Raw genomic sequence first — 24,150 nt, 5'->3', positions numbered from 1 at the left:
GGGGCCTGCCGATGTCGAGGAGGGCTTCGGCAGGCCCCTGCACCATGTCCCGGCCTACCCGGCCACGAGCAGCCCGTCCCCGTTGTCGTGGCAGACGGCCCGCAGCCAGTCGTTCCCGAGGCCCATCCCTTCAGCCCCCGACGCGGTGCTGCTGAAGTCCGTATACGCGTAGGGCATGCGGCGGCGTGAGACGTCGATGCTGAACGTGCACGATCTGCCGGCACGACCAGCTGCCCCTGGGCCCCTACACCAACCGCGATGCCGCCCGCGCCCACCGCCAGGACCTCCGCACCCGAGAGGCCTTCCCGCCGGGGCTGTTCTCACCCGACTTCGGCGACGACGATGCGATCGAGGAGCTGGCCGTGTTCTACCCCAGTGAAGGCGGCGAGACGGAGGAGGACAGCTCCACCGGTTACCTCGTCACCCCGCCCACCCTCACCGGCGTCTACGAGCCGGAGGCCGAGGAGTGATGAGCCCGCGCACCGTCTGGGAGATCGACGTCCCCATCGAGCACCGGCAGGACAGGACCCGCAAAGGCGTCCACGTCTTCACCGGCCTGGCAGAGAACAGCAGCGAAGCCCTCGCCGCCGCCCTGCGCGCCTGCGAGATCGCCCGACTGCACACCATGTCAGGCCAGCCGATCCCCGCCGGCACCAGCCGCGTCGACTGGTCCGCCCGCGGACTGCGCCCCGACTGGGAGCTCCGCTGGGACCGCGCCGAAAAGAAGCAGATCGTCCTCTGACTGGCCCCGGGCGGCAGCGGAGAAGGAAAAATCCCCATGACCGTACGACCGCAGTCGAACCTCCGCAGCACCCGGCGCGGCTCCGCCCTTCAGCGACTGCTGGAAGCTGTCGAGGCCCACGCCGGTCGGCCGTGCAACTCTCGGAAGGGGGCCCTCGCATGAGCTGCCTGAAGTCCCTCACCGACCTCATCGGCGCCCAGGCCCTCGGTGACCACCTCACCGCCGCTGTCCAGGACCTCGTCGACCGCGAGCAGTTTGCACGCGCTGACGCCTACCAGCAGATCACCGACGCGGCCGACGTCGGCGATGTCACCGTTCTCGCAGCCACCCGCCAGATGTGGGTCCGCCGCGACGACGTCGACCTCAAGAGGCCCCCGCCCGGCGCCTGTACGTCCTGGAGCGCACCCGCACCGGCGTGTTCGTCGCCTTCGTCGACATCGGCCAGGCTGCCGACGACACCGACGACGGCGAGCACGCCAACGTCGTCCCGGAACTGCTCCCGTACAACGACCACTCGACAGGCGCCGAGCTGTTGGTCGAGGTGCTGGAGATGTACCGGCTGAAGGCCTGGGAGCCGTTCGAACTGCTGCTGCCGACCGTGGCCATCAACAACGTCCGGCCGCAGGGGGAGCGGAAGTCATGACCACCGCCCCGCCCCGCCCGAGCGTGACCGCCTGCCTCAGTGCGCCGGCCGCCCGGCCGCCGTGCTGGAGACCGTCTCCGCCAGCAGGCACGACAACACCCGCATCGCCGCCCACTTGGCCGCCGAGCTCGGTGACGGCGCCCACACCCATGCCGCCCGCGACGGCGACATGCACGTGGTCCGCCCGATCGGAACCACGTCGTGAGCGGCCGCCTCGCCCCTTCCCCCGGTCCACCGGTGCCGAGCCCTGCCAGGCCCGGGACTCCGACCCCGACTGGTGGACCAGCGACCCCAACGACTGAGCCGCTGCTCAGGGCACGGTGTGTTTGCCGGGCGCCGGACCGGAACCGCAGTGCATCACCACCGGCACGCCCGCTCCGCGAGCAGCCCTCGGACGGGATCCAGCAGCGGGTCACCCGGGTCGTACGCCCCGACCGGCAGGTGCGACTTGAATTTCCGCGCCCCGTCTCGACGGCTGCCCGCCCATAGCCGGCCACCGGGAACAGCGTCGCGGGGTGCGCGTAGTCCAGCGTCCGCGCCGCATCGGCCGCCGCCCAGCCGTTGACCGTACCGGCCGTCGAAACGCCCTTCCGGCGCGACCTCTGTCGCGCTTCAGCCCTCCCGTACCGGCTGAACAGGACATTGTCCGGTACTGGAAGTGCACAATGATTTACAGGCAGTTGGCGATGCCCCAATCCTTGTCCCAGTCCGCCAGCGGCGATCAGCGTCACCGTCGCGCGGCGGAGCTTCCCCTGCCGTCACCCCCCACGGTGGCCGACCCGGCCACGGGGACGGCATGCCTGGACAAGGAGCATCGATGTACCAGAGAACCGCACTGCCTGCACGGAAGATACTCGGGGCGGCGCTCGTCGTCGGTCTGGCCGCCACCGCGCTGGCGGTCGTGCCGGGGACGGCGGACGCCGCCGAGGGAAGCATCCTGGGTGCCGGCGCGCACAACTCCGTCAAGGACAGCTACCTCGTCGTCCTCGAGGACGGCGCGACGGCGCAGGGCGTCGAGCGCCGCAAGGCCGCTCTCATCAAGCGCTACGGCGGCAAGGTCGGGCACACCTACAGCTCCGCGCTCAAGGGATTCTCGGTCAGGATGACCGAGAAGCAGGCCAAGCGGCTCGCCGCCGACCCGGCGGTCGCCTACGTCGAGCAGGACAGCACAGCGTCCCTCGAGGCGGTCGCCTCCTGGGGGCTGGACCGTGTCGACCAGGGGAGCCTCCCGCTCAACGGCGCCTACACGGCGCCCAACACCGGCACGGGCGTCACCGCGTACGTCATTGACACGGGCATCCGCACCTCGCACAGCGACTTCGGCGGACGCGCGTCCTGGGGCACGAACACCGTCGACAGCAACAACACTGATTGTCATGGGCATGGCACTCACGTGGCCGGCACGGTCGGCGGCACGTCCTACGGTGTGGCCAAGAGCGTCAAACTGGTCGGGGTCAAGGTCTTCAACTGCGCCGGTGGCACCACCGCGACCTCGATCGCGGCCGGCATCGACTGGGTCACGCGCAATGCCGTCAAGCCCGCCGTCGCCAACATGAGCTTCAAGTCCGGCAGCTCCGCCGTCGCGACGGCCGTGAAGAACTCCGTCGCCTCCGGCATCGTCAACGTCGCCGCAGCCGGCAACGACTACGGCTACGACGCCTGCAACATCACGCCCGCCAAGGTGCCCGAGGCCATCACCGTCGGCTCCAGCACCCGTACCGACAGCAGGTCGGGCTTCTCCAACATCGGTACCTGCGTCGACATCTTCGCGCCCGGCTCCGACATCGTCTCGGCCGGCATCACGAGCAACATCGCCGCCGCGACGAAGAACGGCACCTCGATGGCCGCCCCGCACGTGGCGGGCGCCGCCGCGCTCTACCTCTCTGCCAACCGGACGGCCACACCCGCCCAGGTGCAGTCCGCCCTCAAGGACAACGCCACCAAGGGCAAGTTGACCGGTATCGGGGCCGGTTCCCCCAACAACCTTCTCTACACCGGCTTCATCGGCCAGTGATGCCCTGACCCCTGCGACAGCCTGTCCGGCCGGGATCCCCGTTTTCCGCCCCCCCGGCCGGACAGGCCATAGGCTCAACCACCACGGCACCGGCGGCTGAAGGACGACGACAGCGCGGGCGGCATCCGACCAGATGGCAGCCACTGGCCTGTACGCAGGTCTGCATGGCGCGAGGTCCCGGGCCGAATCGCTACACAGCAGGGGGCCGTGTGACGACGAAGCCCCGCCGGATGATCCGGCGGGGCTTCCGCGCGCGGCGTGCGGGGCTACGCCGGCCCGCGGTGCGCGGCACGAGTTTCGTTGTACTCCGGGCTCGCCGCTCTTTTTGATCCCGGCAATCCGGCACGCCTCGTTGTTGCTGAACCCCTGTTAGAGGAGGACGTCGATGAGTGCCGACGCGTGCACCAGCAGCCGGACGCTCGGGTCCGGCTGCTGGTGCAGGAGACCGGCAGCAGCGCGGTGGTCCGGTCGACGACGAAGAACTTCAGGGTGACGTCCGGCAGGAACCTGGCCTGTTCACCGGCTTCGGTGCAACGGTGCAGGGCCGCCATGTGCTCGGGCGATGCCAGTGCTTCGCGGGCGTAGATGAACCGGTAGGCGACATCGTTCGCAAGCCGGCTCAGTTCCAGGCCGTTCGGGTAGCTCTGACCGCCGATGTACGGCGGGGCGTCGACCGCGACGACTCCTCGCGCGTCTCGAGCTGGAGCCGGGACACCACAACTAGTACGGGATGACGCGCCAGCACCCGGCCGACCGGCTCTGACCCGGCCGGTTCACGGCTTGTGCAGAGAGGGCCGACTGCTCCGTCTGAGCGCCGGTCGGCTGTATCGGACATTGTCCGGGACCGGAAACGCACGTGCATTTACAGGGGATTGGAGGCGGGCCAATCCTTGTCCAGGACCCGCCACCGCTGTTCAGCGTTCAGTGTCACGCGGTGGAGCTCCCTCTGCCCTGACCCCACGTGCAAGGCGATCCGCCCCGCCCGTCCGTCCGGCATTGCCCACCCCCACGCGAATGAGGTTCCTGTGCAAGCGAAGTTCACCTACTGGCTCGTCACGGCCGCGACCGCGGCGGCCGTCGCGGCGGGCACCGGCTACGGCATAGCAGTACCGGCCGGCCCGAGCACGGCCGGCGACGACCGCGCCTACGTCTACCGCATCCCCGGCGGCGCCCACCTGCCGCAGAACCGGCTCGCCGGGTTCGACCTGATCGAGGACCGCGACGGCGACGACCTGTTCGTCCTCGGCGACGCGGCCACCGCCACGCACCTCAAGGCCGCCGGCCTGCGTCCCAAGGTGGAGCAGAAACTGAAGCCCGCCGCCTGGGAGCCGCCCAAGCGCAGCGGCCAGGCCCCCGCGCTCACCGCAGCGGTCGCAGAGGAGACGTACTACGGCGGCTACCGCACCGTGAACGCCCAGTACGCCCACCTCGACCAAGTCGCGACCGACCACGCGTCGCTCGCCACCGTCGTCGACATCGGCGACTCCTGGCGCAAGTCCACCGGCCGATCCGGTGGTTACGACCTCAAGGCCATCTGCCTCACCAAGAAGTCAAGCGGCAGCTGCCAGCTGACGCCCAACTCCACAAAACCGCGATTCCTCGTCCAGGCGCAGGTCCACGCCCGCGAACTGAGCACCGGCGAGATGGCGTACCGCTGGATCGACTACCTCACCGACGGCTACGGCACCGACGCCACGGCCACGAAGATACTGGACACCCGCGAGATATGGGTCGTGCCGATCGGCAACCCGGACGGTGTGGACATGGTCCAACAGGGTTTCATGGGAGGGCCCACGGGCCAGCAGTGGCACCGCAAGAACGCCAACCACACCCACTCCACGACCACCTGCACCGAGGGCCCCAACTCCGGCAGCGGCATCGACCTCAACCGCAACAACAGCAGCCACTGGGGTGGCGCGAGCACCAGCTCCCACCCCTGCGACCAGCTCTTCAAGGGCCCGTCGGCGGACTCCGAGACCGAGAACAAGGCACTCCAGGCCCTGTACCGCAAGCTGTTCCCCGACACCCGCGCCGCGGGTGACACGGCGGCCGCCGCGGCCGACACCAAGGGCATGTTCGTCACCCTGCACAGCTACTCCAACATGGTCCTGTTCCCCTGGGGCTTCGACAGCGACGCGGCGAGCGGCAACGACGCCGCGCTGCGCACCATGGGCAAGGAGATGGCCCGACTGGCCGGCGGATGGCAGTACGGCCAACCCGGCGAGATCCTCTACGACGCCAGCGGCAGCCACGACGACTGGGCCTACGACCAGCTCGGGGTCCCCAGCTTCACCTGGGAGGTCGGGCCGAGCAGCGGCACCTGCGGCGGCTTCCACCCGGCGTACTCCTGCCAGAACACCTTCTGGAACCAGGTCAGGCCCATGCTGACCTACGCGGCGGACAAGGCGGGCAACCCCTACGGGAGCGGCACGACACCCGCCCCGGCCGGCTGCCACGGAACCAACGGGACCGATGTCGCGATCCCCGACGCCGGGAGCGCGGTCACCAGCAGCATCGGCATCACCGGCTGTACCGGAACCGCCTCCGCCACCAGCACGGCCGAGGTCCACATCGACCACACCTACCGCGGCGATCTGACGCTGGACCTGGTGGCTCCTGACGGCACGGCCTACCGGCTGAAGAACGCGTCGGCAAGCGACGGCGCCCCCGACATCGACCAGACGTACACCGCGAACCTCTCCGCCGAGACCCGCAACGGCACCTGGGAGCTCAGGGTCCAGGACACCGCCGCTCAGGACACCGGCACACTCGACGTCTGGACCCTCACTCTCTGACCGAAGCCTCGACGCCGAGGGGAGGACCCAACGCGGCTGGGCCCCCGGAGAACCACGACTCGGGGGCCCAGCTGCCATCGACATCGACATCGACACTGACGGCGTTGCGAACCGACTGCACGGCAGTACGGTTGCAGCGGCGGAGGCCACCCTCCCGTCGCGTGACCGCCGAGCAATGCCGGCACCTGGACCACGGCTGAAGCACCGGAGCAAGCCTGGGTCGGTCGAACCCTTCCACCGAATCCTGCTCGACGAATGGGCCTACCTGCGGCCCTACACATCGAACGACGAGCGGACAGAGCGCACCGAGAGCTTGTCGAACCGGGTGGCCACCGCCCGGTTCCGCTTCAACCGGTCGATGCCGCACTCGACCCTGTGCCGGGCCTTGTAGTCCTGCGTCACCTTCTGTCGCGTAGCGGTCGAGCCGGCGCTTCACGCAGCGCCGAGACCCCCATGGCTGCAGGCTTCCGGCCCCGCGCTCTACTGCCAGGTCGCGGTGTCGGGGTCGATGCCGTGGGCGCGCGCGGCGGCGTCGACGGTGCGACGGAACCACGTGGCAAGGCCGGCGCGGATGCCGTCGTAATGGGCGGCGAAACCCGGATCGGCCTCATACATGCGGGCGAGACAGACCTGCATCTGCCCGGTGAGGGGAAAGTACGAAGCGAAGACGTCGCGGTGCCGTTCGACGAGTTGATTCGCTTCCGGGCTGCCGGGTTCGACGCCGGCGTCCATGGCATCCCCGAGGGCGCGGTCGAAGTCGGCAACTTCGTCGGCGACGGTCTGCCATTCCTCCGGGCCGCGAGCGGCTGAGCGTTCGGCGTACTGCTGCCATTGCGTCGTGGCTCCGTAGCGCTGACGGGCTTGAGCGGGCCAGTCCGGGTTCCACCGGGGGCCGAGGATCGCGGCCTGCTGCTCGACGGTCAGCAGCAGGCCGTGCTCATGGGCGTCGATCATCCGGTCCAGTCCGGCGCCGAGCTGCTGGAGGCGGTCGATCCGTTCGGTGACCTGTTTGCGCTGCGCGCGCAACGCGTCGGGCACGTCTGCGGTCGAGTCGTCCAGGACGGCACGGATCCTGTCCAGGCCGAGGCCGAGCTCACGGTAGACGACGATGCGGTGCAGGCGTTCCAGATCACCGGCGGTGTAGAGCCGGTATCCGGCAGCCGTGCGCAGCGACGGTCGCGCCAGACCGATGTCGTCCCAGTGGTGCAGCGCGCGGACTGTCACGCCGAGACGCGCCGAGGCCTGACCGACGGTCAGGCCCTCGGCCTCAGTGGCATCAGACATGGTCCTCATTGTCGCCGCGAGCGACGTCCGGTGGGGTGATCCCGACGGCTGCAAGGTTCCGCGCCTCCTGACTGGCCGGATCGAAGGGCTTCGCCGCGGTGAAGACGATCCGTGCGTTCTCAGGGGTGGTCACCGCCACATCGCGGGTGTTCCAGGGAGTGTCCCGTGGACCGTCGACCGAGTCCGGGCGCACCGCACGACAGGCCTCGACAAGGGAATCGACCTGGCTGAGCACGCAAGCGAAACTGAGACTCATCGCCGGTGTCTGCTCCGGAACGCTCGTCGCCGGGACGAGGAGTACGTCCTGGAACGCCCACCGGCGCAGATGCACAAGCCTGCCAGGGATGCTGAACAGCTCGAAGAAGCCGAGGCCCCGGACCCAGAAGTCCACCGACTCCGCCAGGTCACTCGTGGGGATCGTCGCGAACGCGGGCATTCCGTAGATGCCACGGAACAGCTCCGGCGGGACCGCGTCCGGGCCGGGAGCGGGCACGGGACTCATCTCGAACGCATTGAAGTGGTCGCTCATGCACCCCACCCTCCAGCCTCACGCAACGTGAGGGTCAAGCCGGTTCCGTGAATCTCTCCCTACCCCGGCGATGCGACCACCGTTGTGGCCGGGTACGCCTAGAACGGCATGCGGCCGCGGGTGCGGCGGCCCGCGGAGCCGCTGCGGCTCACGGCGCGGGAGCCGCTACGGAACGGTTTGCTGAATATGCGCCCCAGGAAGCCGGGGGCCTTGCTGCCCGCACGGGATCCCAGGCCGAGGGTGCGTTGCGTACCGCGTTCGGGGTGGCGCGACAGACGCGGCAGGAGGAACGCCAGCACGGCGAGGACGACACATACTGCAATGATTCCGGCGATCATCATGGGAACTCCAAGGGTTGTGGTTCTTCTGCCGTTTGCCCCCGGCAGGGCTCGGCACGCGTTCAGTTGCCGGCGATGGTCTCGTCGGCCTCCTGTCCGGTGTCGGGGACGGCGGACGTCGAAGGCGGTTCTGCCTCCCACGGGGCCGGCCCGCTGCCGTCGGTCCAGGCGACGAGGCTCTGGTGGTCGAAGCATCGGATCCCGCACTGTTCGGCGTACTCGGCCGCAGGCTGTGTGAACTCGCCCGTGGTCACGACGGCCGCCACACTCGCCTCATGCACGGCGAAACAGGTGCCGCCGAATCGCTGCACTTCCTGGGATCCGACCTTGTTCATCGGGCCGTAGCGCTTGCACTGCAAGACGACACGCCTGCCGTCGGGCGTGGTGGCGATCACGTCGGCGCCGAGATCGCCCGCCCCTCCGACGACCTGGACGTCCCGGCAGCCGTCGCGTTCGCACAGCGCGGCGACGGCCTGTTCGAAGTCGGCGGGGTCCATGGCCGCGAGGTCGTCCGCCTCGAAGGTCCCCGGCGCCTCTTCACCTTCGGGCACCAGGGCAGGTGTCCGTATCTGTTCCGCCGCGCTCGTGGCGGCGGCGTGGTGCGTCAGTTCCGAGAGGCCGGCGGCGAGCCGCCCGGCCGCCCGGCGACGGCGGGCGCTGCGCAGCCCGGCAGCCACCAGGCAGAGGACGGCCGCCACGGTCACCGCCGTCGCGGGCCGCTCCTCGGCCGCTCTGACGATGAGCTTCAGCGTGAGCCCGACGGCGCACAGAACGATGGCGACGAGTCCGAAGAAGAGAACCAACTGCCGCATACTGAAGGCCGGTTTCCTCTTCTCGCGTCCCGGGCTCCCGAAGTGAACGGTCATATGCGACGGTCACCGCCCTCGGCGGCTGCAACAAGATCACTCATGCAGGCCGTATGCCCCGCCTGCCGGCTTTCACCGGCCGGGCCCGGTGGTACGAGCCACCGGGCCCGGCACGTCAGCCGACCAGTTCGCGTACATGGTCGACGCTGCCGCAGTCGGCGTCGAGGTGCTTGGCACGAGCCTCACGGAAGGCCTTTCCCAGCTCGGCCCGGCGGTCGGCGGCGACGTTCTCGCGCGTGTCGTTGAGCAGCGTCCGCTCCTCCTCGTCGACGTGGTGGTTGACCGCCTCGACGAGCGCTTCGAGCTTCTCCTCCCACTCCTCGGACATGGTGTCCTTCACCTCGAGCAGTGCGAGCAGAGCCTCGTTGGCCTCCTCGTGCTCATGGACGCCGTGCTCGACATCGTCGCCGTCCACGTTCTTGTAGCGCCGCAGCGCGGGATAGACCTCGTCCTCCTCGGCCTCCGAGTGGGCGACGAGAAGGGCGGAGAACTCACGCAGAGCGGCGGCGCGATCGGCCTCGGCGTTGCGCAGGGTGCGGAAGAGCTCCTCCATTTTGCGGTGGTCCCGCAGAATGAGCTCGATGACATCGGTGGTCGCTGACGACATATCGGCTCCTCGATCCGGTGGGGTGGTCGCCGCTCGCATACCCGCTTCCGCGCACGTCAGACGTGCCTGCCGGGTCAGCGGGCCCCGACCTCACGAAGTGCGGGAACCGGCCCCTGAACCGGCCCGGCGCCTGGTCGCGGGCCGCGACCGGCTCGACCGTCCGCCCCGCCGCCCCTGATCACCGACCTGGCGCGTCAGCATCGCGGACGGGGCCGCATCGGCCCCCGCTCCACCGCCGTGACGGAGGCGATACGGGTGCCCCACCGGGACCGGCGAAAGGCGCGCCCGCGCGGTCGTCCCCGTCCCTCAGCGGTCGCCGCGCGTACTTTGGCCCCGCAGCGAGGACAGGACCAGGCGTCCGTAGCGGGTGGTGAGGACCAAGGCTGTCGCCGCAAGGGCGCCGAGCAGGGCGACGGCGAGTGCGGTGAGTCCCTTGGCGCCCAGCACCTGGAGGATGCTCAGGGCCGTGCCGAGGGGCAGGCCCAGGATCGTCAGGACGCCGAGCGCGCCGGCGATCTGCTGGCTCTCCTGGGTCTGCACCAGCCGGGCGTAGTCGGCCGCCTCGGCGAGGATCTCGTCGAACCTGACCGGCAGCCGGTGCTGGGCCTGGAAGGTCAGCAGCAGTTCATTGGCGGGGCCGTGGGCGGTGAGGTGCTGACGCCAGTAGGTACTGCGGAACGTGGCGATGTGCCGTTCCAGGGCGGACACCCGGCGGGCCAGCTTGGGCCCGTCGAAGACGCCGGACAGGCCGTCGGTGAGCTCGTCGATGTGGTCGCGCTGGATGGTGCCGAGGAGCAGGGCGTCGAGGTAGACGGTGCGTGAGTGCAACTCGGCGAAGGCGTAGAAGTCGCCGCCGCCCGGGTCGGCCCGGTGGCCGAGGAACGCCGCGCCGTGACGCAGCACCAGGGCGCTCCAGTCGGCGGATATCCGCAGCGCGTGCTCGGTACGCCGGGGCCACTCCTCGAGCGGGGTGGGGAAGTCGGCGGCCGTCGACCGCGAGGCGAGCGACCACAGCCACCGGTCGGCGCTCTCCGGCAGCCGGCCCTCGCCGTCCCGCAGCGCGGACGTGTGGTGAGCGTCGGGTGTCAGGAAGGCGACCGTGTACGGGCGGGCGATCGCGAAGGGCGCGGAAGCTCCGCGCGGTGTCGCGATGCCGTCGAGCAGGGCGGCGGGGGACAGCGGCCCGTCGAGCGGATCCGGTACGGCGGCGTCGCGGCGACCGATCGCGCGCAACGTCTCCAGCAGGGCAGGGCCCTCCACGTCCAAGTGGAGGACGGCGAGCGCATGGTCCGGATGCCGGGCGGTGGCGATGCGCAGCAGCTCGATGCCCTTCAGACGCAGCGCCTCGTGCCGTACGTCCATGAACCGGTGCCAGCGGCAGGGCCGCTCCGGGGTCCCGTACAGGGCGCGCGCGGCGGCCGGCATGAAGTACGTCTCCCGGGTGGCGGCGTCGGTGCGACGGCTGCCCAGGCCGAAGGGTATGGGCCCGACCTGCCACAGGGGACGGGCGGTGAGCCGTACCGGCACGATGACGACGAGGGTCTGGCGGACGCCGATGACGGAACTGAGATCCGTGGTCATGGCGGTGACGCCTCCGATACGGGAAGCCGTTGATCATTGCGGGTGGGGCTCAGGATACGGGTCGCTAGGGGTTCGGCGTGGCCCGGACGGCGAGCGAACCGCGGGAGTCAACCGCGTGAGTCGGTAGGGCAGTTGGCAGCGACGGCCAGAGCTCGACGGCCTGCCGCTCCGCTCGGCGACGAGGGCAGGGCGACCAGGGACCTGCGGATCCATGTCCCTGGTCGCTCCCGCCTCCGACCGGTCCTCGCCGCAGGCGTTCAGCCGCCCTCGGCGGTGGACTTCAGGAACCGCCCGGCGCCGGCGTTCATGAAGCGCCGGCGCCGAACGGTCCTCCGTCGCGGAAGGCCAGTTCGGCGAAGCGTTCGCCCATGCGCCGATGTGTCGCGGCGTCCGGATGGAGCTGGTCCGGCAGCGGCAGGTCGGCGAAGTCCGCCTCGCCGTAGAGGTCGCGGCCGTCGAGGTGGTGCAGGTGCGGGTCGTCGGCCGCCCGCTGTTTCACGATGCGGGCCAGTTCCGCACGGATGACGTTGAGCGTCAGCTTCCCCGCGGCGCGCTCCGCCGGGTCGCCCGCCGCCAGGAGCCGCAGCTTCCCGGCGCCGAGGTCGCTGAGGTCGGGGAGGCTGGGGCCGGGCGTGTCCTCGTGGATGGGGCAGTACACGGGCGACACGACCAGCAGCGGCGTCGTGGGATGCCCCTCGCGGATCGTGTCGAGGAAGCCGTGCACCGCGGGGGTGAAGGCACGCAGACGCATCAGGTCCGTGTTGACCAGGTTGATGCCGATCTTGACGCTGATCAGGTCCGCCGGAGTGTCCCGCATGGCCCGGGCGGTGAACGGGTCGAGCAGGGCGCTGCCGCCCAGGCCGAGGTTGATCAGCTCCACGCCGCCGCGCAGGGCGGCCAGTGCCGGCCAGGTCGTCGTCGGGCTCTCGGCGTCGGAGCCGTGACTGATCGAACTGCCGTGGTGCAGCCACACCCTGCGGCCCCCGTCGGGAACGGGCTCGACGGGGGCGTCGGTGCGCAGGGCCACCAGCAGGGTGATCTCGTTGTACGGCAGCCAGATCTCGACGTCCTTCACCCGGTCCGGCAGTCCCGTGAAGCGGACGGTGCCGACCGGGCCGGGCCGGCTCTCCACCGACCCGGTGGCCATGTCCGTCATCAGGACGTTGCCGCCGGGGACAGTGGCACGCCCGGCGAGCTTGCGGTCGACGAGCAGGTCGTACACGCCATCGGGGCGGGGCGGAGCACCCTCGTAGGCCACCTTGGTGCGGAGGGTGTCCAGCTCGACGGCGGTGGCCCGGGTACGGAACACCACCCGTACGCCGGAAGGCTGGGACTCCGCCATGGCCACCTGCCCGTCGGGGAACTGCGCCCGGGCCCGGGCGGGCAACCGGTGCGGCAGCAGACCCTGCTCGGTGCGCTCCAGATCGAGCGCACCGCGCAGGAGGTCCGCCGTGACGGGCGTGGTGACCCACTGCGTCGGACGGGACGTGGTGGGGGCGGAGGGGCGGGGATCGGGCTGGTGGTTCATGACCTCAGCGTGTCAACCGGAATCCGGATCCGCACATCCTTATTGCCGTGCCGCCCGGTCAAACCCCTGCCCCGGCCCCGTGACGGGCCCGAACCCCGGGTTCGGGCCCCGGGGCGTCACCGCGCGCGGATCCCGAGGAGACGCTGCCACCAGGAGGCACGCGCCGGCGCGACATCGGCCGCCGCCGGAACCGGCGGCCGGGCCGGCGCGACGGCCGTCGGCAGCGGCTGCGCCTTGGTCGGCGCGCTCGCTTCCGGTGCCTCCACGGCCCCACGGCGGCGCGGGGTGAAGCGTGCGGGCAGGCTGTTCAGCCGGGTGGAGACGAGCGAAGAGGTGAAGTCCAGCTCCGCCTCCGACACGGCGAGTTCGATGTCGGGGAGCCGTGCGAGCAGTGTGTCGATGCCGGTGTCGGCGATGGCCCGGCCGATGTCCTGGCCGGGGCACTCGTGCGGACCGGCGCTGAACGCCAGATGCGAACGGTTGCCGTGCACGGGGGCCTTCAGGTCGGGCCGGATCTCCGGATCGACGTTGCCGGCCGCCAGGCCGAGCATGACCATGTCGCCCGCCCGGATGATCTGATCACCCAGTTTGGTGTCCCGTCGGGCCCACCGGAAGGCGCCGACCGACATGGGCGGGGCGTCCCACATGACCTGGTCGAGGGCGTCCGGCAGGGTCAGGGACCCACCGGAGAGGCTCGCGCGGAAGCGGCGGTCGGTCATGACCGTCCGCAGCGTGTTCGCCATCAGGTTGGTCGTGTTCTCGTGTGCGGCCACGATGGCGTGGCGCAGGTGCTCCATCACCTCCTGGTCGCTGAGCTTCGACTCATGGGCCAGGAGCCAGCTCGCGAGGTCGTCGCCGGGAGCGGTCTTCTTCCGCTCCACCAGGTCGGTCATGACCGAGACGACGTACTGGTTGCTCTCGAGCGCTGTCTCTGTGCCCTTGACCATGTTGCGGACGGCCGCACCGAGGGGGAGCGCGTCCTCGTCACTCACGCCCATCTGGCGCGCGAGGACCAGGACCGACAGCTTCTCCGCGAAATCGGTCACGAGGTCCGCCCGCCCGGTGTGGGAGAACGAGTCGACCAGTTCCTGGGTGTGCCGAACGACGTAGCGGCGAATCCCGTGGCGGTTGAACTTGCCCAGACTCTCCGTCACCGCTGCTCGCAGACGGGCGTGTTCCGGGTCGTCCGCGAAGACGAGCAGCGGCTGCCAGGCCGTGATCGGCAGGAGCGGCGAGTCGGCCGACAGCTGCACGTTCCAGATACGGGAGTCGCACGACCACAGCGACGGGCTGCGCATGACGTCGAGGTTCTCCCTGTGCCCGAGGACGAACCACGCCGGGACGTCACCGGGGAGCAGCACCGGCGCCACTTGGCCGTGCTCGCGGCGCATTCTCTCGTAGAGGGCGTACGGTGCGTCCGCCTCGGGCCCGTACAGGCGCTGCCGTCCGCCCAGGCCGTGGGCGTGCGCGGGACACTGAGGTGGCGGGACGGTGGCAGGCGTTCCGGTGCCGTCTGCATACGGGATGGTCACGAGGCCCTCCGAGGGCGACTGCTTGCGGTCAACGTGATGCCCCAACCGCCCTTTCAACCCGTGAGTGGGACCCCTCCGCGTCCTGGCGAGCGGCGGCCTCTCGGTACGCGCGTCGCTGTGGCACCGAGGCGGTGCGCTGCATCCGCGTGAGGCGTCCTCTTCGGAGGATCGAGAAGCGGGAAGCGTCCGCAGCATACGCTTCTTGACCCCCTGTCAGCACAACATCACATAACACCACAGGTGCCGCATGGGGAGTTGTCCTCACCGTGCACCCTCGCGCGGATCCGCTCCGGATGGTGAGATCAGGCCAGGTCATCCCCTGGGCGGCCGACCGCAGAGAGCAAGAGAGGACCCCCTTATGTCAGTTGAAGAGCTGGACAGAGCCGAATCGGTCGTCACCCGCGCGCCTGGCGCAGTACCTCTTCTGGGGCATGCGCTCACGTTGTGGCGCGACCCGCTCAAGTTTGTGCAGTCGCTCCGCGGTCACGGGGACGTGGTCCGCGTCGACCTGGGACGCCTGCCGGTGTATGTGGCCACCACACCCGAACTCGTCCATGAGATCACCGTGGCCCAGGCCCGCAGCTTCGAGAAGGGAAGGTTCTTCGACCGGCTGCGTCCCCTCGCGGGCAACGGCCTGGCGAACGCCGACGGCGAACTGCATCGCCGACACAGGCGGATGGTCCAGCCGATGTTCTCGAAGGAGCGCATACACAGTTACTCCCACACCATGCGCCGCAACGCGGAGGCCATGGCCGACTCGTGGGCGCCCGGCAGTGTGGTCGACATCCAGCAGGCGATGGCCGAGTACGCCATCGAGACACTCGCCGACACGATGTTCTCGACCGAGATGGGCATGCCGGCGGTCGAAGCCGTCCGCAAGAACCTCCCCGTACTTCTGAAGAATCTCCTCATACGGGCGGCCTCGCCCAAGTTCCTCGACCGTCTCCCGATCCGGGCGAACCGGGACTTCGACAGGGCCGCCACCCAACTGCGCTCCGTGATCGACGAGGTGGTGGCCCAGGCCCGCCGCGACGGACAGACCGACCGGTCCGACCTCCTGACCCTGTTGCTCGCCGCCCAGGACGAGGACAGCGGGCAGGGGCTGACCGACACGGAGGTCAGGGACGAGCTGAGCACCGTGATGTTCGCGGGCGCGGAGACGACCGCGTCCGCTCTGGCCTGGGCGTTCCACGAGCTCGTCGCCCGCCCCGACATCGAGGAGCAGATCGTCGCCGAGATCCGGTCCGTCGTGGGGGAGGGGCCGGTCACGATCGCGGACGTCCCGCGGCTGACGAGCATCCGCCGGGTCCTCGACGAGGTGCTGCGGCTGCACGGGGTCACCCTGCTGATGCGCCGGACCACCGTGCCGGTGCAACTCGGCCGGCACCGGCTCCCCGCCGGGACCGAGGTCGCGTTCAGCCTCTACGCCCTGCACCGCGACCCCGCCGTCTACGACGATGCCGCGTCGTTCGACCCCGACCGGTGGCTGCCCGAGCGACGAGCGGCCGTAGCCCGTCACGCGTACATCCCGTTCGGCGCCGGCAACCGCAAGTGCATCGGGGACCAATTCGTCTGGACCGAGGCGACGATCGCCATCGCTACCGTCCTGCAGCGATGGAAGCTGAGTCCCGCTCCCGGACACACGCCCAAGGAGGTCGCCTCCGCTGTCGTGCACGCGGACCGCATCCCCATGACCGTAAATCCCCGCGACTGACCGGGCGACCGCCGGCCTGCGGTGGTCGTCGCGTCGGCCGGGCGACCGCACAAGTGTCTACGCTGCAAGGCGCGTTCGGGTCGCCGGGCGGCCGTCCTCGCGGTGAGCCCGCCGCGCGAGTCACCCGAGCAGCTCGTGCATCACCGCCACCGGCAGCGCGGGGTTGGCGGCGGCGTGCCCGCCCAGCTTCCCGTCGTCGAGAGGGTGAGCAGCCGCTCGCCCGGCAGACGGGGATGGCGGGCCGCCCCCGGACGATCGCGGCGGTCACCACCTCGGGGAAGGAGGCGCGCCGGGACGCGAGCGCCGACCAGACGCCTTCGTACTCCGGTTACAGCAGCGACAGCAACAGGGCGGCCGGGGCGGCCGGGTTGACGGCCAGGCCCTCGAGCAGCACGGTCACGTCCCGACCGCCTCGTCGTACTCGAGGTCCTCGTCGTACCCGCGGTCCTCGGGGAAGGGCAGGGGCTCGGTCACCCATCCCGCCGTCAGGACCAGACGGGAGGTGCGGTGGACGGTCAGGAAGCCGAAGGGGCGGTCGATGACCGCCTCGACGTGGCGGACGGTGTACCGCGGTGGAGGTGGCATACCACCGGCCATGACACTGATCGCTGTCACGGTCGCGGACTCGAAGCCCTTGGCGTCGAACACGGCAACGGCACCCTGGCCGGCCGAACCGACCGCCAGCGGATCAGGGCTGATACCCGGGAAGTGGCCGCGGCTCGTGTCCGAGGCCGTCGACAGGCCGAACAGCGCGGGTTCCTCCAGCAGATCGTGGTTCGCCGCGACGCGGAACGCGACCGTGAGGACTTCGAGAACGGGCCGCGGGGTTCGGCTGCGTACGGTCGACACCCGCAGGCCCGGGCCGGCCTCCCCGAGGGGAAGACGGTCACCGTGCACCGGGGTGGCGCCGGTGCCGGCGAGGGTGCCGATTCCGTGGCGCAGCACCTGAGCAGGCGTCATGTCGGCGTGGCCCAGCAGAAGATGGACGTCGACCCCGGTCCTGCCGAGGATCTTGAGCACCGTCAAAGGGCCGGCCGGGGTCTCCACCACGGCCACCCTGTCCAACAGCGAGGTGGTGCGGTGCAGCCCGAGCAGCAGCCGCCCCTGCCACGGGCCGCTTTCCGGGACCACCTCCGTCTCGAAGAACGGCCGCAGCCATCGCGTCCGCACCGACTGCGCCGCAGCCAGCACGAGCTGAGTGGACTTGTCGATGTGCACCGGCATGCTGCGGATCAGGCCTTCGGTGCGCTCATCGACCCATCCGTCGAGCGTCCTTCGGTCGATCGCCGCGTCTCCGGTGATGGTGCCGGCCGTTCCGGAGGGCACTCGTGCCCTCCAGTCGCCGTGCAGCAACAGATCCGCTCGGGTCCAGAGACCGAGCGCGGCACGCGTGCCGCGGATCGCGCCCAGCGCCTCGAGGAATCCGCGCGCGGCTCCGGCCGCCTCGGCCGCAGGCAGGCCGGTCGCGTCCCCGAGTTCGTCCCGAGCCGGTCCGCCGGCGGCGTCCTGGAGGAACGCGAGCAACGGCCACAGGGTCGTGGCGGAGACGACGGTCCCGCGCGGCCCCGGCAGGCTGCCGGCCCACCGCGCGGTGAGCCGGTTCACGGCACGTACGGACGTCGCTGTCGGCTGCACGCAATCCCCCGGGTCTCTCAAGGCACCGTGACCGTCGGTCCTGAGCACGCGCGGCGCTGGGCTCGCGGCATTCGGCCCTCACGGCTGCCTCGAGTGCCGTATCCGCCTCCGGCGCGGTCATCGCCGGGGGCGGATCGTCCCGGCCACGGTGGAACAGGTGGATCACCGGAGCAGGACGATCATGTGGCATCTTCGCCGGTGGCGGACCCGGCGTCCAGGGGTTGTCGCCCGGCCCGGGCAGGTGATCGGGAACAGAGCCGGCGCAGGGCTCCTTCGCCTTCCACCGATTGATGCGCACGGGAGCGATGAGTTCCGGCGAGGCCACCGGTCTGCTTTTGTGACGGCACAGACATGAGGAGACGACGATGGTCGAGATCGAGACCCGCACGCTGGAGACCCCCGGCGCAACGATCTGGTACGACGTGCGGGGAGGCCGGACCGATGCCGGGGCCGATGACGCCGTCCTGTTCCTGGTCGGTTCACCGATGGACGCGAGCGGTTTCGTCACGCTGGCGTCGCACTTCACCGACCGTACGGTCGTCACCTACGACCCGCGCGGGGCCGGCCGCAGCGTCCGTAAGGACGGGGCGGCGGAGATCGTGCCCGAGGAGCACGCCGACGATCTGCGGCAGGTTATCGAGGCGCTCGACGCCGGGGCGGTGGACATGTTCGCGAGCAGCGGTGGCGCGGTCAACGCGCTCGCCCTGGTGTCGCGGCACCCGGAACTGGTGCGCACACTCGTCGCGCACGAGCCGCCGGCGGCGCCGGTCCTGCCGGACAGCGATGCGGCGCTGGCGGTCTGCGCGGACATCCATGCGACGTACATGCGTGACGGACTGGGGCCCGCGATGGCGAAGTTCATCGCGATGGCCGGCCGCAAGGGGCCCTTCCCGGACGACTGGGCCGACGAGCCGGCCCCCGACCCCGCCGCCTTCGGACTGCCGACCGAGGACGACGGCTCCCGCGACGACCCGCTGCTCGGCCAGAACATGCGCGGCTGCACCGGCTACCGGCCCGACTTCGACGCGCTGCGCGCCGCCTCCACGCGCATCGTCGTCGCGGCGGGCAAGGAGTCAGAGGGCGAGTTCTGCGCCCGCGCCGCAGTGGAGGTCGCCGCCGGACTGGGCACCGAGCCGGCGATCTTCCCCAGCGACCACGGCGGCTTCATGGGCGGCGAGTACGGCCAGCACGGGGCACCGGCCGAGTTCGCCCAGGCCCTCCGCGAGGTGCTGCACGCGGAGCGCTGACGGGCTCGGTCCCAGGGCGGGTGCGGGGCGCCGGAGGGGGTGGCGGGTAGCGGGGCAGCAGCGATTCGCGGACGACGATCCGCTGCGTGCCCTGCGCTGCCCGCTGCCCGCCCGTTGCCTCCATGCTCCCGGCTGCTGGAAGGTGACCTCCGGGCGTTCCGCTGCGCGCCGTCGAGCAGTGGCTGCGCGCGGCCGCGCAGATGCAGGTCGAAGAAGGCGGAGTCACGCGTCAGCTGCCACGCGCGCTGCCCCGAGAGCGGCGCCCGCACCCCCGGCGGAGTGCCCCACGCGCGCCGATGTGCTTCGGGTCGATCACGAGGTCGTATGCTCTCCAGCACCCCCCGCGACCAATGGCCGTCCAACAACCTCGTCCTGAGCGCCGAGTCGCACGACAACGCCGACTCCGACGGCGAGGACGCCGACGGCTTCGCCGCGAAGCTCACCTCCGGCCCTGGGAACGTCTTCCGCTACGCCGTGGCCCACAACAACATCGACGACGGCTGGGACCTCTACACCAAGTCGGACACCGGACCCATCGGCGCCGTGACCATCGAGGACTCCCTCGCCTACGAGAACGGCACCCTCTCCGACGGCACGCAGAACTCGAGCGGGGACCGCAACGGCTACAAGCTCGGCGGCGAGGACATCGGGGTCGACCACGTCGTCCGGCGCAGCATCGCCTACGACAACGGGAAGCACGGGTTCACCTACAACAGGAACCCGGGCACGATGACGGTCTCGGACAACATCAGCATCGACAACGCCGAGCGCAACTTCTCCTTCGACGCGGGCACTTCGGTGTTCCGGAACAACGTCTCGTGCCGCAGCGGCGACGGGTCGAACGACAAGACCGTGGGGAACGCCGACAGCACGAACCAGTTCTGGGCCGGCTCCAACGGGTCCCGCTGCTCCTCCTACGCGGGCGCCTTGAACTGGTCGTTCGGGTCGGACGGCCGCCTGGCGGTGACGTTCGGGGGCGGGGCGGTCACGCCGTAACTTGCTGCCGTGCACCGGACATCCCTGCCCGGCTGACGAGGCACCCAGCCTGTTCAGGCGGGCAGGGGCTCCAACTCGGCATCGTCGAAGGGCGGGTAGCTTTCACTGCCCATGCGCTCGGCCGCGTCGATGTAGTCGGTGAGAGCGTCGCGGGACCGGGCGAGCGTGGCCATCTGGTCGTCCAGTCGCCGCAGCCGTGACCGCATCGCGGCCAGCAACTCGGGGCAGCCGAGCAGCTCCGGGGCTTCCCCGACCGCACAGGGCAGCAGATAGGCGATGTCGTCGGAGGACAACCCGGCACCGAGCAGGTGCCGGATCTGCTTCACGCGCAGCACGGCGCTCTCCTCGTACTCGCGGTAGCCGTTCGCGCCGCGGTCCGCCTCCAGCAGGCCTTGGGCCTCGTAGTAGCGCAACTGGTGGGCGTTGACGCCCGTTCGGCGACCCAGTTCCCCGATCCGCATCGAAACCTCGCTTGACCTTCACACCGGTATCAACGTTGACGATGCTGCCATGAACAACGAATTCGACACACCTGTGACAGTCATCGGACTCGGACTGATGGGCCAGGCGCTCGCCGGCGCCTTCCTGAAAGCCGGGCATCCCACCACCGTGTGGAACCGTACGGCCTCCAAGGCCGACCAACTGGTGGCCGACGGCGCTCGGCCGGCGCCAACGGTCGGCGACGCGATCAAGGAAGGTTCCCTGACGATCATCTGCGTGACCGACTACGAGGCCGCGCAGGAACTGCTCGGCACGAGCGATGTCGAACTGAACGGCAGGACGTTGATCAACCTGACCTCGGGCAACTCGGCCCAGGCCCGGGAAGCCGCCCGATGGGCCGAGCAGCGAGGCGCCCGCTACCTGGACGGCGCCATCATGGCCGTCCCGCCGGCAATCGGAACCGCGGAGGCGGTGATTCTGCACAGCGGTCCGCAGGCGGACTTCGAGGCCCACGAGTCGACACTCGAGGCCCTCGGCACCGTCACCTACCTCGGTGCGGACCATGGGCTGGCGTCCCTGTACGACATGGCCGGCCTGGCCATGATGTGGAGCGTCCTGAACGCCTGGCTCCAGGGCACGGCCATGCTCAGGACCGCCGGTGTCGACGCGGCGACGTACGCGCCGTTCGCGCAGCAGATTGCTGCCGGCGTGGCCGAATGGCTGCCGGGCTACGCCGAGCAGATCGACAGAGGCTCCTTCCCGGCCGAGGTGTCCGCGCTGGAGACCGACGCGCGGGCGATGGCGCACCTGATCGAGGAGAGCGAGGCCATGGGGGTCAACGCCGAGCTGCCCAAGTTGTTCAAGGCGATGGCCGACCGTGCGATCGCCGCCGGACACGGCGGGGAGCAGTATCCCGTGCTGATCGAGGAGTTCGCCAAGCCCAGCGGCGACGCCTGACCGATCCGACGCGGGCATTCAGCCTCGGCCTTGGACGGGTTGGGCCGGCCCCCGGCCCGCAGCCCGCACGTCGACGAGGGTCCGCGCCGCCTTGCCGAATGCAGCGGTGGGCCGGTCACCCGTACCGGCCCACCCCTGATGCCCGTCCGCTTCACCGCTGCTGGGCGGCCCTCACCAGGGGTGAACGCCCCTTCCCACTCCCGCCCCCTCAAGCCCGCGATTCGCTCGAACCAGTCCCACCGCCCCCAGGCGTGTGCCGTCGGCAGCGCCTCCCCCGCTGGGCGCGCGTCGCTCGAGGCGCCTTGAGGAGGGGGCAAGACGGATAGCGCGTCCCCTCGTACCGGCCGCACAGACGGCCAATATCCGTGCAGACGGCGCAACAGGGTCCGTACTAAGTTGATCACTCACGTCTGCAAACGGGGAGGCAGCACAGTGAGCGGACTCGCACTTGAGCTGAAGTTCATCGCCGAGGGAATGATTCGTGGCTCCATGGGGCTCATCGAGTCCATGCGTGGTGCCCGCGACACCGCCATAGCCCTGGGCCACGAGCTTGCTCGGCAGCACGGGATGGCCGGAGACGACGACGCAGGGCGGGCGTTCGCCAAGGTGTACGTGTCCGCTGCCTCCGCCACCTTGAACCAGATGGGCTTCAGTTCCTACGTCCTCGGGGAGACGAGCCGCGGCCTTATGCGCACCGCCCGGGAGTTCATGTCTCAGGAGAGCAAGGTGGTCTCCGCACTTCTGGGCAGACAGGTTGATCTGACCGTCGGCATGGGCGACCCGGGGGCCGACTGCACCGAGAACTACCTTGGCCTCGGTCGTGAACTGCCCGAAGTGGTCGGTGAGACAGCCTGGTACGACAAGTACGCTCCCTCTGGCAGAAGCGACCGGTTTCGCGGCTCGCAGGAGAAGATCCGGGACGTCGCCGGTTCCTGGCGGCAAGCCGGCTCCCTGATGCAGCGGTTCCTGGAAGACGCGCAGACCTACTCCGGTACCGCGGGCAAGGCTCACTCCGGTGAGGCCGCAGACGCCTTCCGGGCGTACGTCAAGCACTTCGTCGGCCTCACCTGCCCGCCGGCGAAGGCGGAGGTGGACGAGCCTCTGGTGACAAATCTGGTCGCCGCATGCTCGCAACTCGCCAAGGCGTGCGATCGGTACGCGGATCACGTCGAAGCGGCCAAGGAGAAGATCCAGCAGCACCACAATGATCTCTTCGCCGTCGACATGCCGTGGGACCAGCCGATGTTCGGGGCGAACGGATACGACGGCGGGCTGCACGACGCGGTGCTCAGCGACCCCTGGATACAGGACCTGGGCAACGTGGCACACGCGCTGGACTCGTCTGCCGAGCGTGTCAGGCTGCCGCAACCCGAGGGGCCGACAGCTCCCGGCCTGCCCGGAGTGCCGTTCCTGCCGCCGCTCATCCGTGTGCCCATACCCGTGCCGATCAGGCTCGCATCCTTCACCGGGACGCCTCCGACGCTGCTGCCCACCGTCAATCCCGTCGACCCGGGCATACCCTTCGCCGACCCCATTCCGCCCGCACCCGGTACCAGCCGTCTGCTCAACGCCGCGGAACAGCAGCAGTTCCGCTCCTGGGCAAACTCGCTCACACCGGGCGGACTGGCCGGCGGCGGCGGTCCACACAGCCCGGACAACGCCTACCAACTGCGCATCGCCGGCTACCCCGAACGTGAGGTCCCGCTGGCGGGCCGAAAACGCGGCCTGATGGTCGACGGCGTACGTCCGGCCGACGGCCACCTCGTCGAGGCGAAGCACGTACGGGATCCGGACTGCAAGAGGAAGAGTTTCAGGTCCCTCGACAGAGTCGAGGACACCCTGACCAAGCCCGTGAAGGTGAACGACAAGGGGAAGATCGCCTGGGACCCCGTCGTGGACTCCATGTACGCCGGTGACGAGAAGGAACTCGTCCGGTACAAGCAAGCCATGGCGAACCCGGCGAACAGCGAAATACGAGGCTTGGAGATCGTCACCAACGGCCAGGACAACGCTGCCTACTGGCATTCCATGATGGCCATGACGGGTACGCCCGGTTCAACGCGATACGTGCCGTGACAAGAAGGAACACAGTGCCGACCGAACGAAACATCCGCACCAACTTCGCCTTCTACCCGCCTGCGGAGGCCGGAGACGCGTGGCAGTCCACACTGCTGTCCCTCGAGCGCGCCCTGCGGCAGGCGTTCCCTGAGCCGACCGTGGAATACCGGACTTCTGGCATCCACCACATCCAGGTACTCGACTTCGAGCTCGAACTCGCGCCGGACGTTTGGATCGACGGCACCGCGGCCATGGAAGCGCCGGACTACGCGTACATCACGCTCACCGACGTGACCGCCGACGAGGCCGCCGTCTTCGCCGAGTGGCTCCGTGACTCCTTCGCACCCGCGACGCACCTCGTCCGTTTCTCCAGCAGTCTCGCGATGGCCAATGGAGAACAAGAGCCGTGGCCTCTGCCGGCGGAGGGCGACGTCGATGACATCCGTGCGGAGATGCACAGGCACATCGACGCCATGGACGGAGCATAACCACCGGGAACGGTAACCGAACCGGAAGGGACGACGACACCGGACACCGCCCACGTGCTGGCCGCCGGTCCTCCTCCCGGCACAGGTGAGCATGTGCCTCGACCGCCAGGCGAATCGTGCCGCCGTGCGTGCGGTGAAGGGCGTCAGGCGAAGGC

At 70.0% G+C, this 24,150-nt stretch carries 22 protein-coding genes and 2 pseudogenes; 11 read left to right on the top strand and 13 right to left on the bottom strand.

From position 1 onward, the window contains the following. Positions 1-54: 54 nt before the first annotated feature. Positions 55-177 carry a hypothetical protein gene (locus ACIPJI_RS21990; protein WP_402248177.1) on the bottom strand — a complete coding sequence of 41 codons (123 nt, stop codon included), beginning with the start codon at positions 175-177 and terminating at the stop codon, positions 55-57. A gap of 292 nt (positions 178-469) precedes the next feature. Here ACIPJI_RS21990 and ACIPJI_RS21985 point away from each other — a divergent pair, with 292 nt between their 5' ends. From ACIPJI_RS21985 to ACIPJI_RS21975, 3 genes are all read left to right on the top strand, one after another. Beyond that, a complete protein-coding gene (locus tag ACIPJI_RS21985; protein ID WP_356619823.1) occupies positions 470-742 on the top strand; it encodes a hypothetical protein in 273 nt (90 codons plus the stop codon). Between the two features lie 415 nt (positions 743-1,157). Then, positions 1,158-1,385 carry a hypothetical protein gene (locus tag ACIPJI_RS21980; RefSeq protein ID WP_402248175.1) on the top strand — a complete coding sequence of 76 codons (228 nt, stop codon included), beginning with the start codon at positions 1,158-1,160 and terminating at the stop codon, positions 1,383-1,385. Between the two features lie 61 nt (positions 1,386-1,446). Further along, on the top strand, positions 1,447-1,590 hold the full coding sequence (locus tag ACIPJI_RS21975) for a hypothetical protein (RefSeq protein ID WP_402248173.1): 144 nt from the start codon (positions 1,447-1,449) through the stop codon (positions 1,588-1,590). 108 nt (positions 1,591-1,698) lie between these two features. Here ACIPJI_RS21975 and ACIPJI_RS21970 read toward each other — a convergent pair. Beyond that, positions 1,699-1,951, bottom strand: a pseudogene (locus ACIPJI_RS21970) (amidohydrolase); the annotation flags it as partial. Positions 1,952-2,202: 251 nt separating this feature from the next. On the opposite strand from ACIPJI_RS21970, the gene ACIPJI_RS21965 reads away from it, so the two are divergent. Then, positions 2,203-3,399, top strand: coding sequence for a S8 family peptidase (locus ACIPJI_RS21965; RefSeq protein ID WP_402248171.1), 1,197 nt, complete (start codon positions 2,203-2,205; stop codon positions 3,397-3,399). A gap of 1,025 nt (positions 3,400-4,424) precedes the next feature. After that, the gene (locus ACIPJI_RS21960; protein ID WP_402248169.1) at positions 4,425-6,194 is read left to right on the top strand and encodes a M14 family zinc carboxypeptidase; all 1,770 of its coding nucleotides are present in this window, start codon (positions 4,425-4,427) and stop codon (positions 6,192-6,194) included. Between the two features lie 273 nt (positions 6,195-6,467). On the opposite strand, the gene ACIPJI_RS21955 is transcribed toward ACIPJI_RS21960, so the two are convergent. The 9 genes from ACIPJI_RS21955 to ACIPJI_RS21915 form a co-directional block, all read right to left on the bottom strand. After that, positions 6,468-6,596 carry a hypothetical protein gene (locus ACIPJI_RS21955; RefSeq protein ID WP_356620168.1) on the bottom strand — a complete coding sequence of 43 codons (129 nt, stop codon included), beginning with the start codon at positions 6,594-6,596 and terminating at the stop codon, positions 6,468-6,470. A gap of 78 nt (positions 6,597-6,674) precedes the next feature. Further along, positions 6,675-7,478, bottom strand: coding sequence for a MerR family transcriptional regulator (locus ACIPJI_RS21950; protein WP_402248168.1), 804 nt, complete (start codon positions 7,476-7,478; stop codon positions 6,675-6,677). Beyond that, positions 7,471-8,007 (bottom strand): VOC family protein, encoded by a 537-nt coding sequence (locus ACIPJI_RS21945; RefSeq protein ID WP_402248166.1) that lies wholly within the window; start codon positions 8,005-8,007, stop codon positions 7,471-7,473. Before ACIPJI_RS21945 ends, ACIPJI_RS21950 begins: the two co-directional genes overlap by 8 nt. 98 nt (positions 8,008-8,105) lie before the next feature. Beyond that, a complete protein-coding gene (locus ACIPJI_RS21940) occupies positions 8,106-8,348 on the bottom strand; it encodes a DUF6411 family protein (protein ID WP_307709432.1) in 243 nt (80 codons plus the stop codon). Between the two features lie 59 nt (positions 8,349-8,407). After that, positions 8,408-9,157: a restriction endonuclease gene (locus ACIPJI_RS21935; RefSeq protein ID WP_402248164.1), complete on the bottom strand. Its 750-nt coding sequence runs from the start codon at positions 9,155-9,157 to the stop codon at positions 8,408-8,410. Positions 9,158-9,326: 169 nt separating this feature from the next. Beyond that, positions 9,327-9,818 carry a hemerythrin domain-containing protein gene (locus ACIPJI_RS21930; RefSeq protein WP_356619804.1) on the bottom strand — a complete coding sequence of 164 codons (492 nt, stop codon included), beginning with the start codon at positions 9,816-9,818 and terminating at the stop codon, positions 9,327-9,329. A gap of 306 nt (positions 9,819-10,124) precedes the next feature. Beyond that, positions 10,125-11,399, bottom strand: a complete 1,275-nt coding sequence (locus tag ACIPJI_RS21925; protein ID WP_402248161.1) for a hypothetical protein — start codon at positions 11,397-11,399, stop codon at positions 10,125-10,127. A 304-nt stretch (positions 11,400-11,703) separates the two neighbouring features. Continuing rightward, the gene (locus ACIPJI_RS21920) at positions 11,704-12,927 is read right to left on the bottom strand and encodes a GDSL-type esterase/lipase family protein (protein WP_402248159.1); all 1,224 of its coding nucleotides are present in this window, start codon (positions 12,925-12,927) and stop codon (positions 11,704-11,706) included. Between the two features lie 116 nt (positions 12,928-13,043). Next, complete coding sequence (locus tag ACIPJI_RS21915; RefSeq protein WP_356619798.1) at positions 13,044-14,459, bottom strand: cytochrome P450; 1,416 nt, start codon at positions 14,457-14,459, stop codon at positions 13,044-13,046. 358 nt (positions 14,460-14,817) lie between these two features. Between ACIPJI_RS21915 and ACIPJI_RS21910 the strand changes: the two genes are divergently transcribed. Then, positions 14,818-16,173, top strand: a complete 1,356-nt coding sequence (locus ACIPJI_RS21910; protein WP_402248157.1) for a cytochrome P450 — start codon at positions 14,818-14,820, stop codon at positions 16,171-16,173. Between the two features lie 396 nt (positions 16,174-16,569). Here ACIPJI_RS21910 and ACIPJI_RS21905 read toward each other — a convergent pair whose 3' ends face one another. Then, on the bottom strand, positions 16,570-17,808 hold the full coding sequence (locus ACIPJI_RS21905) for a proteinase inhibitor I4 serpin (protein WP_402248155.1): 1,239 nt from the start codon (positions 17,806-17,808) through the stop codon (positions 16,570-16,572). Positions 17,809-18,173: 365 nt separating this feature from the next. Here ACIPJI_RS21905 and ACIPJI_RS21900 point away from each other — a divergent pair, with 365 nt between their 5' ends. Both ACIPJI_RS21900 and ACIPJI_RS21895 read left to right on the top strand, forming a co-directional pair. Beyond that, a complete protein-coding gene (locus ACIPJI_RS21900) occupies positions 18,174-19,055 on the top strand; it encodes an alpha/beta fold hydrolase (RefSeq protein WP_402248154.1) in 882 nt (293 codons plus the stop codon). Positions 19,056-19,376: 321 nt separating this feature from the next. Next, a pseudogene (locus ACIPJI_RS21895) lies at positions 19,377-20,051 on the top strand (silent information regulator protein Sir2); the annotation flags it as partial. Between the two features lie 53 nt (positions 20,052-20,104). Here the strand turns inward: ACIPJI_RS21895 and ACIPJI_RS21890 are convergent. Then, positions 20,105-20,512 (bottom strand): MerR family transcriptional regulator, encoded by a 408-nt coding sequence (locus tag ACIPJI_RS21890; RefSeq protein WP_402248152.1) that lies wholly within the window; start codon positions 20,510-20,512, stop codon positions 20,105-20,107. 49 nt (positions 20,513-20,561) lie between these two features. Between ACIPJI_RS21890 and ACIPJI_RS21885 the strand changes: the two genes are divergently transcribed. From ACIPJI_RS21885 to ACIPJI_RS21875, 3 genes are all read left to right on the top strand, one after another. After that, positions 20,562-21,449 carry an NAD(P)-dependent oxidoreductase gene (locus ACIPJI_RS21885; RefSeq protein WP_402248151.1) on the top strand — a complete coding sequence of 296 codons (888 nt, stop codon included), beginning with the start codon at positions 20,562-20,564 and terminating at the stop codon, positions 21,447-21,449. A gap of 432 nt (positions 21,450-21,881) precedes the next feature. After that, positions 21,882-23,525, top strand: coding sequence for a restriction endonuclease fold toxin-2 domain-containing protein (locus ACIPJI_RS21880; RefSeq protein ID WP_402248149.1), 1,644 nt, complete (start codon positions 21,882-21,884; stop codon positions 23,523-23,525). Positions 23,526-23,539: 14 nt separating this feature from the next. Continuing rightward, positions 23,540-23,995, top strand: coding sequence for a hypothetical protein (locus tag ACIPJI_RS21875; RefSeq protein WP_307709448.1), 456 nt, complete (start codon positions 23,540-23,542; stop codon positions 23,993-23,995). The last annotated feature ends 155 nt before the right edge of the window (positions 23,996-24,150 follow it).

This window comes from Streptomyces sp. NPDC086835 (genome assembly GCF_044745705.1).
Lineage (GTDB): Bacteria > Actinomycetota > Actinomycetes > Streptomycetales > Streptomycetaceae > Streptomyces.
Note: the sequence above shows the minus strand (reverse complement) of the source record. Positions and strands in the feature narration are given on the sequence as shown.